Source organism: Tepidiphilus baoligensis, from assembly GCF_012911495.1.
Classification (GTDB): Bacteria; Pseudomonadota; Gammaproteobacteria; order Burkholderiales; family Rhodocyclaceae; genus Tepidiphilus; species Tepidiphilus olei.
In genome coordinates this window covers 1-15,546 of sequence record NZ_JAAAUB010000016.1, presented here as the reverse complement: position 1 = coordinate 15,546, position 15,546 = coordinate 1, and the positions used below count along the sequence as shown (strand labels likewise).

12 protein-coding genes and 3 tRNA genes are annotated in these 15,546 nt (G+C 66.1%); 13 read left to right on the top strand and 2 right to left on the bottom strand.

The window, feature by feature from the left end:
- Positions 1-42: 42 nt before the first annotated feature.
- From pnp to mnmC, 12 genes are all read left to right on the top strand, one after another.
- On the top strand, positions 43-2,136 hold the full coding sequence (gene pnp / locus GV368_RS09535; RefSeq protein WP_169116359.1) for a polyribonucleotide nucleotidyltransferase: 2,094 nt from the start codon (positions 43-45) through the stop codon (positions 2,134-2,136).
- Positions 2,137-2,179: 43 nt separating this feature from the next.
- Positions 2,180-2,256: transfer RNA gene (locus tag GV368_RS09530), tRNA-Pro, on the top strand.
- A 32-nt stretch (positions 2,257-2,288) separates the two neighbouring features.
- Positions 2,289-2,365: transfer RNA gene (locus GV368_RS09525), tRNA-Arg, on the top strand.
- A 23-nt stretch (positions 2,366-2,388) separates the two neighbouring features.
- Positions 2,389-2,464: transfer RNA gene (locus tag GV368_RS09520), tRNA-His, on the top strand.
- A gap of 57 nt (positions 2,465-2,521) precedes the next feature.
- Entirely contained in the window at positions 2,522-3,379 is an 858-nt protein-coding gene (gene folD, locus GV368_RS09515) for a bifunctional methylenetetrahydrofolate dehydrogenase/methenyltetrahydrofolate cyclohydrolase FolD (RefSeq protein ID WP_169116358.1), read from the top strand.
- A gap of 50 nt (positions 3,380-3,429) precedes the next feature.
- Positions 3,430-3,897, top strand: coding sequence for a 5-(carboxyamino)imidazole ribonucleotide mutase (gene purE, locus GV368_RS09510; RefSeq protein WP_142804514.1), 468 nt, complete (start codon positions 3,430-3,432; stop codon positions 3,895-3,897).
- A complete protein-coding gene (locus GV368_RS09505; RefSeq protein WP_169116357.1) occupies positions 3,894-5,060 on the top strand; it encodes a 5-(carboxyamino)imidazole ribonucleotide synthase in 1,167 nt (388 codons plus the stop codon). The genes purE and GV368_RS09505 overlap by 4 nt, the downstream gene beginning before the upstream one ends.
- Positions 5,057-6,052, top strand: coding sequence for an L-threonylcarbamoyladenylate synthase (locus GV368_RS09500; RefSeq protein ID WP_169116356.1), 996 nt, complete (start codon positions 5,057-5,059; stop codon positions 6,050-6,052). Before GV368_RS09505 ends, GV368_RS09500 begins: the two co-directional genes overlap by 4 nt.
- A 66-nt stretch (positions 6,053-6,118) precedes the next feature.
- Complete coding sequence (locus tag GV368_RS09495) at positions 6,119-6,409, top strand: nucleotidyltransferase family protein (RefSeq protein WP_142804443.1); 291 nt, start codon at positions 6,119-6,121, stop codon at positions 6,407-6,409.
- Positions 6,406-6,783 carry a HepT-like ribonuclease domain-containing protein gene (locus GV368_RS09490; RefSeq protein ID WP_142804444.1) on the top strand — a complete coding sequence of 126 codons (378 nt, stop codon included), beginning with the start codon at positions 6,406-6,408 and terminating at the stop codon, positions 6,781-6,783. The genes GV368_RS09495 and GV368_RS09490 overlap by 4 nt, the downstream gene beginning before the upstream one ends.
- A 93-nt stretch (positions 6,784-6,876) precedes the next feature.
- Complete coding sequence (gene gltX / locus GV368_RS09485) at positions 6,877-8,277, top strand: glutamate--tRNA ligase (protein ID WP_142804445.1); 1,401 nt, start codon at positions 6,877-6,879, stop codon at positions 8,275-8,277.
- A 10-nt stretch (positions 8,278-8,287) separates the two neighbouring features.
- Positions 8,288-10,126, top strand: a complete 1,839-nt coding sequence (gene mnmC / locus GV368_RS09480) for an FAD-dependent 5-carboxymethylaminomethyl-2-thiouridine(34) oxidoreductase MnmC (RefSeq protein ID WP_169116355.1) — start codon at positions 8,288-8,290, stop codon at positions 10,124-10,126.
- Between the two features lie 6 nt (positions 10,127-10,132).
- Here the strand turns inward: mnmC and lysS are convergent, their stop codons facing one another.
- Positions 10,133-11,644: a lysine--tRNA ligase gene (gene lysS / locus GV368_RS09475; RefSeq protein WP_169116354.1), complete on the bottom strand. Its 1,512-nt coding sequence runs from the start codon at positions 11,642-11,644 to the stop codon at positions 10,133-10,135.
- Positions 11,645-11,830: 186 nt separating this feature from the next.
- On the opposite strand from lysS, the gene GV368_RS09470 reads away from it, so the two are divergent.
- Positions 11,831-13,630, top strand: coding sequence for a methyl-accepting chemotaxis protein (locus tag GV368_RS09470; RefSeq protein ID WP_169116353.1), 1,800 nt, complete (start codon positions 11,831-11,833; stop codon positions 13,628-13,630).
- Positions 13,631-13,708: 78 nt separating this feature from the next.
- Here GV368_RS09470 and lpdA read toward each other — a convergent pair.
- Positions 13,709-15,546, bottom strand: a 1,838-nt coding sequence (gene lpdA, locus GV368_RS09465) for a dihydrolipoyl dehydrogenase (RefSeq protein WP_169116352.1), incomplete at its 5' end; no start/stop codon positions are given.

Below are 15,546 nucleotides of genomic sequence, written 5' to 3'. Positions count from 1 at the left end.
GCTAGGCGAGGGTCGGCCCTCTCACCGAGAAAGGATCGTCCCTTGCCTACCGCCATCAAAAAAACCTTCACCTACGGTCGTCACCAAGTCACCCTCGAAACGGGCGAACTCGCGCGTCAAGCAAGCGGCGCGGTGCTCGCTTCCATGGACGACACCGTGGTGCTCGCCACCGTGGTCGCCGCCAAAGAGGCCAAACCCGGGCAGGATTTCTTCCCGCTCACCGTCGATTACATCGAAAAGTTCTACGCCTCCGGCCGCATCCCCGGCGGTTTCTTCAAGCGTGAAGGTCGTCCCTCCGAAAAGGAAACGCTCACTTCGCGCCTGATCGACCGGCCCATCCGCCCCCTCTTTCCCGAAGGGTTCTACAACGAGGTGCAGATCGTCGCCACGGTGCTCTCGCTCAACCCCGAGGTCAACGCCGACATCGTCGCGATGATCGCCGCGAGCGCCGCGCTCGCCGTCTCCGGCGTGCCTTTCCACGGGCCGATCGGCGCTTGCCGCGTGGGCTACCTCGATGGTCAGTACGTCCTCAACCCCAACGCGAGCGAGCTCGAGAAGAGCGCCCTCGACCTGGTGGTGGCCGGCACCGAGAACGCCGTCTTGATGGTCGAATCCGAAGCGCAGGAGCTGCCCGAAGACGTGATGCTCGGCGCCGTGGTCTTCGGCCACGAGCAGATGCAGGCGGCGATCCAGGCGATCAACGAACTCGTCGAAGTCGCGGGCAAACCGGCCTGGGACTGGAAAGCTCCCCAGCCCAACGAGGCGCTGGTGGCGCGCATCCGCGAGCTCGCCTTCGCCGAGCTGGAAGAGGCTTTCCGCATCACCGCCAAACAGGCGCGCAACGATCGGCTCAAGGCGATTCGCGCCCAGGTGATCGAAAAGGTGCTCGCCGAGTTCGATCCGCTGCCCTCCATCCCCGACATCGAGAACATCCTCTTCACGCTGGAAGCCTCCATCGTGCGTGGGCGCATCCTCGCGGGTGAGCCGCGCATCGATGGGCGCGACACGCGCACCGTGCGCCCGATCGACATCCGCGTGGGGGTGCTGCCGCGCACGCACGGTTCGGCGCTCTTCACCCGGGGAGAGACGCAGGCGCTGGTGGTCGCCACGCTCGGCACCGGCCGCGACGAGCAGATCATCGATGCCGTAGCCGGCGAATATCGTGAAAGCTTCATGCTGCACTACAACTTCCCGCCGTTCTCCACCGGCGAGACCGGGCGGGTCGGTTCGCCCAAGCGCCGCGAGATCGGCCACGGCAACCTCGCCAAGCGGGCGCTCTCGGCCGTGCTGCCCCAGCAGGAGGATTTCCCCTACACCATTCGGCTTGTCTCCGAAATCCTCGAGTCGAACGGCTCGAGCTCCATGGCCACCGTCTGCGGCGGCTCGCTCGCGCTGATGGACGCAGGCGTGCCGACCAAGGCGCACGTGGCCGGGGTCGCCATGGGTCTCATCAAGGAAGGCAACCGTTTCGCGGTGCTCACGGACATCCTGGGCGACGAGGATCACCTCGGCGACATGGATTTCAAGGTGGCCGGTACCGAGCATGGCGTCACGGCGCTGCAGATGGACATCAAGATCCAGGGCATCACCAAGGAGATCATGCAGGTGGCCCTCGCCCAGGCGCGCGAAGGCCGCATGCACATCCTGCAGCTGATGCGCCAGGCGATGGGTGAGGCGCGCGGCGAGGTCTCGGCCTATGCACCGCGTATGATCCAACTCAAGATCAATCCCGAGAAGATCCGCGACGTGATCGGCAAGGGGGGCTCCGTGATCCGGGCCCTGCAAGAAGAGACCGGCACCGTCATCGAGATCGCCGACGACGGCAACGTCACCATCTCGTCCTTCAGCGCCGAAGGCGCCGAGGAAGCCAAGCGGCGCATCGAGGAGCTCACGGCTGAAGTGGAAGTGGGCAGGGTCTACGAGGGTACGGTCGTCAAGCTGCTCGATTTCGGCGCCATCGTCAACATCATGCCGGGCCGCGACGGGCTGTTGCACATCTCCCAAATCGCCGACGAGCGGGTGGAAAAGGTTTCCGACTACCTGCAGGAAGGGCAGAAGGTGCGCGTGAAGGTGCTCGAGACCGACGATCGCGGGCGCATCAAGCTGAGCCTCAAAGCGGTCAAAGAGGGCGAATGAGGCTTTGACAAGCGGGGCGATCGGGTTATAATGATCGCCTTTCCGGGGTGTAGCGCAGTCCGGTAGCGCGCTTGCTTTGGGAGCAAGATGTCGGGGGTTCGAATCCCTCCACCCCGACCACGCTACTTCCGGAATACTGCCTGGGACGGAATCTGCCCGTAGCTCAACCGGATAGAGCACCGGCCTTCTAAGCCGGGGGTTACAGGTTCGATTCCTGTCGGGCAGGCCACGCAAGCCCCAAGGTTTTCGGCGGCGGCATTAGCTCAGTTGGTAGAGCACTGGATTGTGGCTCCAGGTGTCACCGGTTCGAATCCGGTATGTCGCCCCAGTTTTCACGAATAGGCCGGCCCTGCGTCGGCCTATTTTCTTTCTCGACGGGTGTACGATGACCGCTGAACTCATCGACGGTAAAGCCATCGCCCAGGTCTTGCGCCGCCGCATCGCCGAACGCGTGGGCGTCTTGCAGGAGCGCGGCGTCGTGCCGACGCTCGCGGTGATCCTGGTGGGGGAAGATCCTGCCTCTCACGTCTATGTGCGCAACAAGGTGGCCGCTTGCGCCGAGGTCGGGATCCGCTCGCGCAAGTACGAGTTTCCTGCCGACGTGTCCGCTGAGCGGCTGCTCGCCTGTATCGACGCCTTGAATGCCGATGCCGAGGTCGACGGCATCCTCGTGCAGCTGCCGCTGCCGCCGCACATCGACGAGACTCTGGTGCTCGAGCGTATCGCCGTGAACAAGGACGTCGATGGTTTCCACGCCGAGAACGTGGGGCGGCTGGTACAGGGCCGGGAATGTTTCTGGCCCTGTACGCCGCACGGGGTGATGCAGTTGCTCGCCTGGGAAGGCATCGAGCCGCAGGGCATGGACGCGGTGGTGGTGGGGCGTTCCAACATCGTCGGCAAGCCCATGGCGCTCATGCTGCTCAACGCGGGGGCGACGGTGACGGTGGCGCATTCGCGCACGCGGGAACTCGCCGCGCACACCCGTCGCGCCGATCTGCTGGTGGTGGCGGTGGGCAAGCCCGAATTCATCACGCCCGAGATGGTCAAGCCCGGGGCGGTGGTGATCGACGTGGGCATCAACCGCTTGCCCGACGGCCGGCTGGTGGGGGACGTGGCTGCCGGAGTGCGTGAGGTCGCCAGCCGGATCACGCCCGTGCCCGGCGGCGTGGGGCCGATGACGATCGCCATGTTGCTGGAAAATACCTTGCTCGCGGCCCAGCGCCGCCGGGGGATCGCGCCGTGAATGGGGAACTCCTGCGCTACGGATCCGGCGAGCCGCTCGTCGGGGTGGTGATGGGGTCTTCTTCCGACTGGCCGACGATGCGCGCCGCGGCCGAGGTGCTGCGCGAGTTCGAGGTGCCCTTCGAAGCGCGGGTGGTGTCGGCGCACCGCACGCCGGACTTGATGTTCGCCTACGCCGAGACTGCGCTCGAACGGGGCTTGCGGGCGATCATCGCCGGGGCCGGCGGGGCGGCGCATCTGCCGGGAATGCTGGCGGCGAAGACGACGGTGCCGGTGCTGGGGGTGCCGGTGGAGTCGCGGGCGCTGCACGGGCAGGATTCGCTGCTCTCCATCGTGCAGATGCCCAAGGGCGTGCCGGTCGCCACCTTTGCCATCGGCGCGGCCGGGGCGGCGAACGCGGCGCTCTTCGCCGTGGCAATGCTCGCGGCTACGGACGAAGTGCTCGGGCAGCGGCTTGCCGAATTCCGCCGCCGCCAGAGCGAATCCGTGCTCGCCATGCGCCTGGAGCCGCTGGAATGACGGCCGGGCGGATCGAGGCGCCGGCAAGGCTGGCGATCCTCGGCGGTGGGCAATTGGGGCGCTTTTTCGTGCGGGCGGCACAGGAGCTCGGCTACGCAGTCTGGGTGCTCGATCCCGATCCCGAGGCGCCGGCAGGGCGCATCGCCGAGCGCCATTTGTGTGGAGCCTACGACGACGAAGCGCTGCTCGCGGAAATTGCGGCCCACTGCGCCGCAGCAACCACCGAATTCGAGAACGTGCCCGCGACGAGCCTTGCCCGGCTCGCCGAGTCCATGCCCGTGCGTCCCGGCGCGGCGGCGCTTGCCGTCTGCCAGGATCGCATCGAAGAGAAGTCCTTTCTCGCGCAAAATGGCCTGCCGCATGCGCCTTTTCTCGCCGTGCGCACGGCAGAAGACCTCGAGCGCGCGCCCGAGGCGCTTTTCCCTGGCATCCTCAAAACGGCGCGTTTCGGCTATGACGGCAAAGGGCAGGCGGTGGTCGCCGACCGGGAAAGCGCGCGGGCAGCGTTCGTGCGCTTTGGGCGCGACTGCGTGCTGGAAGCGCGGCTTGCCCTGGAGGCGGAGCTCTCGGTGGTGCTCGGCCGCGGTGCCGATGGGCGCATCGCCGCCTTCGAGGCCGGACTCAACGTGCATCGCAACGGCATCCTGGATGCCACCTTCGCTGCAGCCCCCTTGCCCCCGGCCGTACTGCGCGAGGCCGGTGAGATCGCCGAAGCGCTCGCCGAGGCGCTCGGCTACGTCGGCACGCTGGGGGTGGAGTTCTTCTACGCCGACGGCAAGCTCTACGTCAATGAGATGGCCCCGCGGCCCCACAACAGCGGGCACCATACGCTCGATGCGCACCGCGTCTGCCAGTTCGAGCAGCAGGTGCGCGCACTGTGCGGCCTGCCGCTCGCCGTGCCCGAGGCGCATTCGCCGGCGGTAATGGTCAATCTCTTGGGCGAGGTGTGGTTCGCGGACGAGGTGCTGCGCGAGCCACCCTGGCACGAGATTCTCGCCTTGCCGGGCTTGCGGTTGCACCTCTACGGCAAGCGCGAGGCGCGACGCGGGCGCAAGATGGGGCATTTCACCGTCACGGCGGCGACGTTCGCCGAGGCGTGCGCCGTAGCAAGCGAAGCGCGGCGTCGTCTGGGTTTGCCGCCGCTGCCGCCTTTGCCGCAATGAACGCGCGCATCCTGCCTCCCGGCGAAGAAGCACTGGCCGAGGCGGCGGCGAAACTACGCGCCGGCGAACTGGTGGGGCTGCCGACCGAGACGGTCTATGGCCTGGCGGCCGACGCACGTAACCCAACGGCGGTACGGCGCATCTTCGCTGCCAAGGGGCGGCCCAGCGATCATCCCCTCATCGTGCATCTGCCTTCCGTCGAACACCTGCCCCAGTGGGCGCGCGACATCCCTGAAGAGGCCTGGGCACTCGCGCGCCGATTCTGGCCCGGCCCTTTGACGCTCGTGCTCATGCGCCGCCCCGAAGTGCCGCCGGAGGTCACCGGCGGGCAGGAGACGGTGGCGCTGCGCGTGCCGGCGCATCCCGTAGCCTTGGCGCTGCTGCGCGCCTTCGGCTCGGGGCTCGCGGCGCCGAGCGCCAACCGCTTCGGCCGCGTGAGCCCGACCACGGCCGCCGACGTGATCGAAGAATTGGGCGACCAAGTGGCGCTCGTGCTCGACGGCGGTCCCTGCCCGGTAGGGGTGGAATCGACCATCCTCGATCTCTCCCGCCTCGACACCGTGGGTCCCGTCATCCTGCGTCCCGGCGCGGTCGGTGCAGAGGAATTGGCCGAGGTGCTGGGGCGACCCGTGGCTGCAGCCGATGGCGGTGCGCCGCGCGTCTCGGGGTCGTTACCGAGTCATTACGCACCGATCACGCCCGTGCGTCTGGCCGCGCTGGGCGAGATCGAGTCGCTCGTCTCCCGTCTGCTCGCCCAAGGCAAACGCATCGCCCTGTGGAGCCGGCATCCGCTCGAGCTGCCGGGGGTGAAGTGGTACGAGATGCCCGCGACGCTCGAAGATTTGGCGCGCCTCCTCTACGCCCGGCTGCGCGCCTTCGACCGGCTCGGCGTCGACGAGATCGTCATCGAACGCCCGCAGGGGGAAGGCCCCCTGGCGCGGGCGATCGCCGACCGCCTGGAGCGCGCCGCGCGCGGCTCCGGCGGGCGTTGAACCGTGCGGTTGCGATTCGTAATGCACGGCGTTATCATGAAAAAATAAGATGGGCGAGGGGAAAACGTGAAACCTTCCGAAGTCCTTGCGTTGCGCCGTGACCTTATTCGACGCGTGATCGAGGCGCATCATGCCCGCAATGCCCGGATATTCGGTTCCGTCGTGCAGGGTCGAGATACCGAGGATAGCGACTTGGACATCCTCGTCGATCCTACGCCCGAAACAACGCTGTTCGATCTCGGCGCGATCCGCCATGAACTCGAGACCCTGCTGGGGATCCGAGTGGACGTGCTGACGCCCAAGGCTTTGCCAGAAAAAATCCGCGCCCAAGTGCTTGCCCAGGCCCACCCCTTATGACCGCCGACCGACGGCGTCTTGCCGACTACCTTGCGCACATCCTTGAAGCCATCGAACGTATCGATCGCTATACCGCCGAGATGGACGAGGTGACTTTCCTGAATGACTCATTGGTCCAGGATGCCGTGGTGCGAAATTTCGAGGTGATCGGCGAGGCGAGCAGAAATATAGACAAACACTACCCCGATTTCGCGATGGCGCATCCTGAATTGCCCTTGTCGATTGCCTATCAGATGCGCAACGTGCTTGCCCATGGTTATTTCAAGGTGGACTATGAGATCGTCTGGAGGACGATTCATCGCAGTTTGCCAGGATTGCATCGGCAAGTAACCCGCCTTTTGCAAGAGCTTTCCTCCAATGAGGACATTCCATGAAATGCCGTCGGGTGACTACCCTCTAGCGCTTCATCCACACTTTTGCGTTTCAACCATGATGCCGGTTGATTTTTTCGAGGAACCCTTTCGATCATGACCGTCCGCACGCGTTTTGCCCCTAGTCCCACGGGTTATCTGCACATCGGCGGTGCGCGCACCGCGCTCTTCTCTTGGGCCTATGCCCGCCACCACGGCGGCCAGTTCATCCTGCGCATCGAGGACACCGACCGCGAGCGTTCCACGGCCGAGGCGGTCCAGGCCATTCTCGATGGCATGCATTGGCTGGAGCTCGACTATGACGAAGGGCCTTATTATCAGACCCGGCGCATGGATCGCTACCGCGAGGTGATCGAGCAGATGCTCGCGGCCGGTACCGCCTATCATTGTTACATGAGCCCCGAGGAGCTGGAGGCGCTGCGCGAGGCCCAGCGTGCCCGGGGAGAAAAGCCGCGATACGACCGGCGCTGGCGCCCCGAGCCCGGTAAAACCCTGCCGCCTCCGCCGCCGGGCGTGCAGCCGGTCGTGCGGTTCAAGAATCCGCTCAGTGGCACCGTCGCCTGGGACGATCTCGTCAAAGGGCGCATCGAATTCGCCAACGAAGAACTCGACGACTTCGTGATCGCCCGTGCCGACGGCACCCCCACTTACAATTTCTGCGTGGTGGTCGACGACTGGGACATGCGCATCACGCACGTCATCCGCGGTGACGATCACGTCAACAATACGCCGCGCCAGATCAACCTCTACCTCGCGCTCGGCGCCCCCCTGCCGCAGTTCGCCCATTTGCCCATGATCCTGGGACCGGACGGGCAGAAGCTCTCCAAACGCCACGGGGCGGTGTCGGTGATGCAGTACCACGAGGACGGTTATCTGCCGGAAGCGGTGATCAACTATCTCGCTCGTCTGGGTTGGAGTCATGGCGACGACGAGATTTTCACGCGCGAGCAGTTCGTTGCCTGGTTCGACCTCAAAGACGTCAATCCTTCGGCGGCGCGCTTCGACTTCGACAAACTGCGCTGGCTGAACGCCCACTACATCAAGCAGGCCGAGGTGGGCCGGCTCGCGGTCGATTGCGCCGAGCGGCTCACGCGGCGCGGCGTCGCGGTTGCGGACGCGACGGCGCTCGAACCGGTGGTGGCGCTCTATCAGGATCGGGTGCAGACTTTGGAGGAACTGGCCGACTGCGTCGAGCCGTTCGTGGTCGAAGTGCATCCTGCGGCCGAATTCCGAGAAAAACATCTCGACGAAGCCGCCGTCCGGGCGCTGGCCGAGCTCCATCGTCGGCTCGAAGCGATCCCGGAAACGGAATGGCGGCGTGAGCGGCTCGCCGCAGCGATCAAGGAAACGCTCGCCGCAGCTGGCGTAAAAATGCCCAAGCTCGGCATCCCGCTGCGGGTGGTGCTGCTGGGCGTGCCGCAATCCCCGGCAGTGGAAGCGGTGCTCGAAGTGTTGGGGCGGGAACGCACGCTTTCGCGGCTCGAGCGCGCCCTCTGAGCCCGTGACCATGGCGGGGCTCCTCGAACTCACCCCGGCGCGCTTGCAGTGGCGCGAGGGCGTGCCTGCACACGGCGACTACGACGACGTCTATCACTCGGTGCATGGAGCGCTCGCCCAGAGCCGGCACGTCTTTCTCGGCGGCACGGGGCTGCCGCAGGCGTGGGCGGGGCGGGCGCACTTCGCCATCCTGGAGACGGGATTCGGGCTGGGTGGGAATTTTCTCGCCACCTGGGCGGCGTGGCGTTCGGATCCACGACGCGCGCAGCGGCTCAATTTCGTTTCCCTGGAAAAGCATCCACTCACAGCCGAAGACTGGCGCCACGTGTGGGCGCAAGGGGAGAGCGAGCTGCGTCCGCTCGCGCTGGCCTTGGGCCAACGCTTGCCGCCGCTCGTTCCGGGTATTCATACCCTCGAGTTCGACGAAGGGCGGGTGCGGCTCTTTCTCCTCTACCACGATGCCGCGGCGATCGAGGAGATCGAAGGCCGGTTCGACGCCGTCTATCTCGATGGCTTCGCCCCGACGAAGAACCCTGCCATGTGGTCGGAGCCGCTGCTCGCCGCGGTCGCACGGCGCATGAAACCGGGGGCGCGGCTCGCCACCTGGTGCGCGGCCGGTGAGGTACGCCGGCGGCTCGCCGCATCGGGTCTGAGCGTCCGTCCGGCGCCCGGATTCGCCGGCAAGCGGGAGATGACTGTCGCCTGGCGCGATGGGATGCTCGCCGAGGAACGACGTCCCGCTCGGGTCGTGGTGGTCGGCGCAGGCATGGCAGGGGCGAACCTCGCCCATGCGCTCGCACGCCGCGGCGTGCCGGTCACGCTCTTCGAACGCGAGGCTTCGCCGGGGCAGAGCGCCTCGGGCAATCTCGCCGGGGTGCTGCGCTGGTTGCCGAGCGCCGACGACAATTTCCTCTCGCGCTGGACGCGCGCCGGCACGCTCACCGCCCACGCGATGCTGCGCGACTGGGAATCGCAGGGGATCGACGCCCCTTGGGGACCGAACGGGGTAGCGCATCTGGCGCGCGACGAAGCGCAGGCGCGCAAGCAACGGGCAACGCTCGAGCGGCTTGCCCCGCCGCCCGAGGTGTTGACCTGGCTCGACGCCGCGGCGCTCTCCGAGCGCATCGGCTGGCCGGTGGCGCAGGGCGGCTGGTGGTTCGAGCTCGGCGGATGGATCGGCCCGCAGCGCTGGTGCCGCCGCCTGATCGAACTCGCCGGATCGATGCTCACGCTGCGTTGCGCCACGGCGGTGAGTTCGATCGAGCCGTACGCACCGGGCTGGCGCGTGCGCGACGCCGAGGGTAAGGTCCTGGAAGAAGCCGACGCGGTGGTGCTCGCCGCGGGCGCGGAAGTCTCCTCGTTCGCTCAGGCGGCCGGACTGCCGATCCGGCCCGCGCGCGGTCAGGTGTCGCTCGCGCCGGCCGAGGCCGGTTCGCCGCCTCGGGTGACGGTATGCCGCAATGGCTATGTGACGCCGGAAGTCTCGGGGCGGCGCGCCTTCGGGGCGACGTTGGCCGTGGATGACCCGGACCCTGCCGTGCGCGCCAGCGATCACCGGGAAAACCTCGCCAAGCTCGAAGCGATTTTACCCGGCTACACGGCGGGGCTCGATCCCGCCTCGCTCGAAGCACGGGTAGGATTTCGGCCGACAGTACCGGATCGCCTGCCGGTGGTCGGTCCCCTGGGCGAGACGCCGGGACTTTTCATACTCTCGGGATTCGGCGCACGGGGCTTGGCCTTTGCGGTGCCGGCGGCGCGGCTTGCCGCGGCCATGCTCTGCGGCGAGCCCTGGCCGCTCGAGCGCACCACGGCGCTCGCGGTCGACCCGGCGCGCTTTTTCCGCCGCTGAAGCGTTTTACTCTTCCGGACGCATCGCGGGGAAAAGGATGACGTCGCGGATGTTGGGGCTGTCGGTGAGCAGCATCACCAGACGGTCGATGCCGATGCCGCAGCCACCGGTGGGCGGCATGCCGTATTCGAGCGCCCGGATGTAATCGGCGTCGAAGTACATCGCTTCTTCGTCGCCGGCCTCTTTTGCCCGCACTTGCGCGAGGAAGCGCTCGGCCTGGTCTTCCGGATCGTTCAATTCGGAAAAGCCATTGGCGATCTCACGCCCGACGATGAAGAGCTCGAATCGCTCGGTGATCTCGGGGTTGGTGTCGCTACGGCGCGCGAGCGGCGAGACTTCGGCCGGATAATCGACGATGAAGGTCGGCGACCAGAGTTCGGCTTCGGTGGTTTCCTCGAAGAGCGCGAGCTGCAGCGCCCCCAGTCCCATGTCCGGTTTGACGTCCACGCCGAGTTCGGCCAGCTTGGCGCGCAACCACTGAGGATCCTCGAGCTGGGCGCGAGACCAGCCGGGGTGATGTTTCTGGATCGCCTCGACGATGGTGAGCCGCGCGAAGGGCTGTGACAGATCGAGCTCGCGCCCCTGATAGATGAAGCGTTCCGTGCCCAGCGCCACGCGCGCCGCATGACGGATCAACCCTTCGGTGAAATCCATCAGCTTACGGTAGTCGCTGTAGGCCTCGTAGAACTCCATCATGGTGAATTCGGGGTTGTGCCGCGGCGAGATCCCTTCGTTGCGGAAGTTGCGGTTGATCTCGAACACCTTTTCGAATCCGCCCACCACCAAGCGCTTGAGGTAGAGCTCGGGAGCGATGCGCAGGTACATCGGCATGTCGAGCGCGTTGTGGTGGGTGACGAAGGGGCGCGCGTTGGCCCCACCCGGAATGGGGTGCAGCATGGGCGTTTCGACTTCGAGGAAGCCGTATTCGAGCATGTACTCGCGGATCGCTTGGATGAGGCGGCTACGGGCGACGAAACGTCGGCGCGTTTCCTCGCTCATGATGAGATCGACGTAGCGCTGGCGGTATTTCAGCTCCTGGTCGGCGAGCCCGTGGTATTTGTCCGGCAGCGGGCGCAGGCTCTTGGTGAGCAAGCGGATCGATTCTGCGTGGATCGTGAGCTCGCCGGTGCGCGTCTTGAAGAGGTGACCTGCGACGCCGACGATGTCGCCGATGTCCCAGTGTTTGAACTCCTCATAGACCTCGGCCCCGACGCTGTCTCGCGCCACATAGACCTGGATGCGGCCGGAGAGATCCTGGATCGTGATGAAACTCGCCTTGCCCATGACGCGCTTCAACATGATACGCCCGGCCACGACCGCGGCGGGCTTGAGTTCCTGCAGTTTTTCCGCCTCGGCTTCGCCGTAGGCTTCGTCGAGCTTGGCGGCGAGATTGAGCCGTTCGAAATCGTTGGGAAAGGCCGGCCCACGGGCACGCAGCGCCGCGAGTTTCTTGCGCCGTTCGGCGCTGATGCGGTTCTCTTCGGCAGCGGAAAGGGATTCGGAATTTGGTTCCGTCATGGGAAGACTCATGGTCGTGGATGAACGAAAAAAGGGATTTTCGCATTTCCGGCACGAGGGGGCAAACTTGCATGAACCCTTACGCCATGAGGAATGATGTAAGCCCCACGCAAGCAGGGCATGCCAGCATCGGCTAAAGTTTTTTCGAGGGGAGCCGATAATCCCCCAACACCGAGGGAGAAAGACATGGACTGGTTCTGGCGCGGCTACGACTGGGTGGAGCGGACGTTCTTTACCACGGTCACGAAGAAATTTTCGAGCTTCCTCCTCTTGCCCCTCATGGCGGCGATGGGTTTGCTGCTGCTCTCTTCTTTGAGAGCGCGCATCGACGAACTCCTCGTCCGCCAAGGGGGCGAAGCGCTACGCAGCGAGGTTGCGGCAGCGTTTAGCCAAACCCTGGGCGAATTCGCAGTGCTGGTAACCGCGATTTTGCTCGTGTCCGTCGGCCTCATCCTCTACATGCGCCACCTCATCGTGCGGCCGCTGCGGCGCATGGCCGAGATCTTTCGTACCCTGAGCAACGACCGGCGCGAGGGGGATTTCTCCGTCGACTTGCCGGTGATGACGCACGATGAGCTGGGGGAACTCGCCAAAGCCTACAACGCTTTTGCCGAGAAGATGCGAGCGATCATCGTCGACCTGCGTCGGGTGAGCGTGGAAGTGGGTGGGGATGCGGTGCGCGCCGATGCCAAGGCGGTGGAAGCCGAGAAGAGCGCCCAGACCCAGCTGCGCCTGGCCGACGAAGTCTTTGCCGCGAGCCAGCGTACGACGGAGGCGATCGAGGAGGTCCAGACGCGGATTCAGGGGCTGGACACGACGATGCAGGAGAGCTTGGCCGCCGTCTCTTCGGCACTTTCCGAACTGCACGCCGTCGTGCAGCGCATCGGGACTTCACGCGAGCGTCTGGCGGGCTTTACCGGCACGGTGGGCGAATTGGCGAACCGCTCCGAGCAGATCCGCCGCATCGCCGGTTTGATCCGTGAAGTCGCCGACCAGACGAACCTGCTCGCCCTCAACGCTGCCATCGAAGCGGCGCGCGCCGGAGAATATGGACGCGGATTCGCTGTGGTGGCCGACGAGGTACGCAAGCTCGCCGAACGCGTCAACCTCTCCTCGCAAGAGATCACCCAAGACATCGACGGCATGATCGGCATCGTCGACCAGACCCGCAGCCAGAACGAGGCGATCAACGCCGACATGGACGAGACGCTGCGTTCGGTCCATCACGTCGAAGAGGAGTTCGCGCGCATGGACGAGGCGTTCCACCGCAGCCGCGAGAGCCTGGGAGAGATGGTTACGGCCAGTGACAATCTGGCCCGGGCGAACGAGGCCACAATCGAACACGTACGCCACATCGCCGAGGTGGGCGAGGCCGTACGCTGCCTGATGCAGGAGACCCGCAGCGACACCGACGCTTTGACCGAGCGCACCGAGACCATCCTCGAGATACTCGCCCGTTACCGGGTGGGGCGCGGTCGCTTCGACCAAGTGGTACGCGAAGAACGGGCCGTGCGCGACGCCATCCAGGTCCAGCTCGAAGCGATGGTGCGCGAGGGAATCGACGTGTTCGACCGCAACTATCGCCCCTACTTGAACTGCGATCCGCCGAAATTCAAGCTCGCCTGGAGCGACGAGTTCGTGCGCCGCTGCCAGCATCTGTTGGACGAGGGGCTCGCGCGGATCCCGGAGGCGGTGTTCGTGGTGGCCGTCAATACCGACGGCTATCTCTCGGCGCACAACGCCAAATTCAGCAAACCCCTCACGGGCGACCGGGAAAAGGATCTCGTGGGCAACCGGACCTACCGCAAGTTCGACAACCCTCGCGAGCTGCGCGCGGCGCAGAATACCGCTCCGGTGCTGATGCAGACCTACCGCCGCGACACGGGAGAGATCCTGGTCGATGTGGCCATGCCGATTTACGTCGGTGGCCGCCTGTGGGGGAACGTGCGCGTCGGCCTGCCGATCGAAGCCCTGAGCAAGGACTGAGCGCCCCCTCAATGGTGCAGGATCTGCCCGAGGAAGCGGCGGGTACGTTCTTCTTCCCCGCCGACAACGGCAAGGAACTCACCGCTTGCGCGCAGGAGGAAGGTCGGTGCAGCTCCCCTCGGCGACTTCCGCGGCCAGACCCACCGTCTCGATGAGCGTCGGGTGGGGATGGATGGTACGGGCAATGTCGCCTGCTTCCGCCCCCATTTCGATCGCCAGGCAGATTTCACCGATCAGATCCCCGGCGCCGGCGCCGACGATGGCGCCACCGACCAGGCGGTGTGTCTCGGCGTCGAACAGCAGTTTGGTGAATCCTTCTTCACAGCCGTTGGCGATCGCTCGGCCCGAGGCGGCCCAGGGAAAGACGGCTTTTTCCACATTGAGACCGCGGGCCTTGGCTTCGGCCTCGGTGAGTCCGGCCCAGGCGATCTCGGGGTCGGTGTAGGCCACCGAGGGGATCTGCAAGGCATCGAACGCCGCTTTCCGGCCGGCGGCCGCTTCCGCCGCCACGTGCCCTTCGTGCACGGCTTTGTGGGCGAGCATCGGATTGCCGGTGAGGTCTCCGATGGCGAAGATGTGGGGCACGTTGGTGCGTCGTTGCGGGTCGACGGGGATGAATCCTCGCTCGTCGAGGTGCACGCCCGCCGCTTCCACTCCCAAGAGAGGCCCATTGGAGCGACGGCCCACGGCCACGAGCACGAGGTCGTAGCGTTGCGCTTCCTTGGGCGCCGCTTCCCCCTCGAAACTCGCCCAGATGCCGTCCGCCAGCGCCTCCAGCGCCGTGGTGCGCGTGTTGCGGTACAAGGCGGCGAAACGGCTGGCGTTTTTCTTCTCCCATACGCGCACGAGGTCACGGTCGGCGCCGGGGAAGAGATCGGCCGTGGCTTCCACCACGTCGACCTCGGCGCCGAAAGCGGCGTAGACCGTGCCCATTTCCAGACCGATGATGCCCCCGCCGATCACCAGCATGCGCTGGGGAATAAAGGGCAGCGCGAGCGCACCGGTGGAATCCACCACCCGAGGGTCGTCGGGCTGGAATGGCAGGTGTACCGGTCGCGAACCGGCGGCGAGGATCGCCTGTTCGAACTGGACGATTTCGACGGTCCCGGTTTCACGCGCAGGATCGCCCTCCATGCGCCGTACTTCGAGGTGATGGGGGCCGACGAACCGACCTTCACCCTGCAGCACCCGCACGCCGCGCGCCTTGGCCATGCCCGCGAGGCCCTTGGTCAACCGTCCGACGACTTCGTCCCGATGCGCCCGCACCCGCTCGAGGTCGATTTTCGGTGCCTCGAAGACGATCCCGGCCTGGGCAAGCTGCGTGCGCGCTTCGATCCCGGAAGCCAGGTGCAGCAGCGCCTTGGAAGGGATGCAGCCCACGTTGAGGCACACGCCGCCGAGCACGGGTTCGCGCTCGACCAGCAGCACGTCGAGCCCGAGATCGGCCGCGCGGAAGGCGGCGGAATAGCCGCCCGGGCCGCCGCCGAGCACGAGCAGCTGACAGCGGTGGTGGACTTCTCCGGCGAAGGCGGGCGCGGACGACGCTACCGCCGCTGCCTCGGACCGAGGGGCGGAATGCGTCTCCGCCGCCGGTACGGGAGCCGATCCGGACTGCACCGTGGCGGCTGCGTTCGCTTCGACGCCGCGCTGGACTGGCGGGGCCACGTCGGCGGGGGTCTGAGAGGCTGGCTCGGATGCACGATCCGTTTCTTTGGCTTCCAGGCGGATGACGGGGGTGCCTTCGGAGACCTTGTCGCCGACCTGGACGAGCACCTCACGCACGATGCCGGCCACGGGGCAGGGCACGTCCATGGTGGCTTTGTCCGATTCGAGGGTGCAGATCGGGTCTTCGGGCGCGAGCACGTCGCCGGGCTTGACCAACACCTCGATCACCGGCACGTCGTGATAGTCGCCGA

What these genes read in the sequence shown, in the direction of transcription:
- folD (WP_169116358.1), top strand. Translation starts at nt 2,522, where the DNA reads ATGACCGCTGAACTCATCGACGGTAAAGCCATCGCCCAGGTCTTGCGC.
- purE (WP_142804514.1), top strand. Translation starts at nt 3,430, where the DNA reads ATGGGGTCTTCTTCCGACTGGCCGACGATGCGCGCCGCGGCCGAGGTG.
- GV368_RS09505 (WP_169116357.1), top strand. Translation starts at nt 3,894, where the DNA reads ATGACGGCCGGGCGGATCGAGGCGCCGGCAAGGCTGGCGATCCTCGGC.
- GV368_RS09500 (WP_169116356.1), top strand. Translation starts at nt 5,057, where the DNA reads ATGAACGCGCGCATCCTGCCTCCCGGCGAAGAAGCACTGGCCGAGGCG.
- GV368_RS09490 (WP_142804444.1), top strand. Translation starts at nt 6,406, where the DNA reads ATGACCGCCGACCGACGGCGTCTTGCCGACTACCTTGCGCACATCCTT.
- gltX (WP_142804445.1), top strand. Translation starts at nt 6,877, where the DNA reads ATGACCGTCCGCACGCGTTTTGCCCCTAGTCCCACGGGTTATCTGCAC.
- mnmC (WP_169116355.1), top strand. Translation starts at nt 8,288, where the DNA reads ATGGCGGGGCTCCTCGAACTCACCCCGGCGCGCTTGCAGTGGCGCGAG.
- lysS (WP_169116354.1), bottom strand. Translation starts at nt 11,644, where the DNA reads ATGACGGAACCAAATTCCGAATCCCTTTCCGCTGCCGAAGAGAACCGC.
- GV368_RS09470 (WP_169116353.1), top strand. Translation starts at nt 11,831, where the DNA reads ATGGACTGGTTCTGGCGCGGCTACGACTGGGTGGAGCGGACGTTCTTT.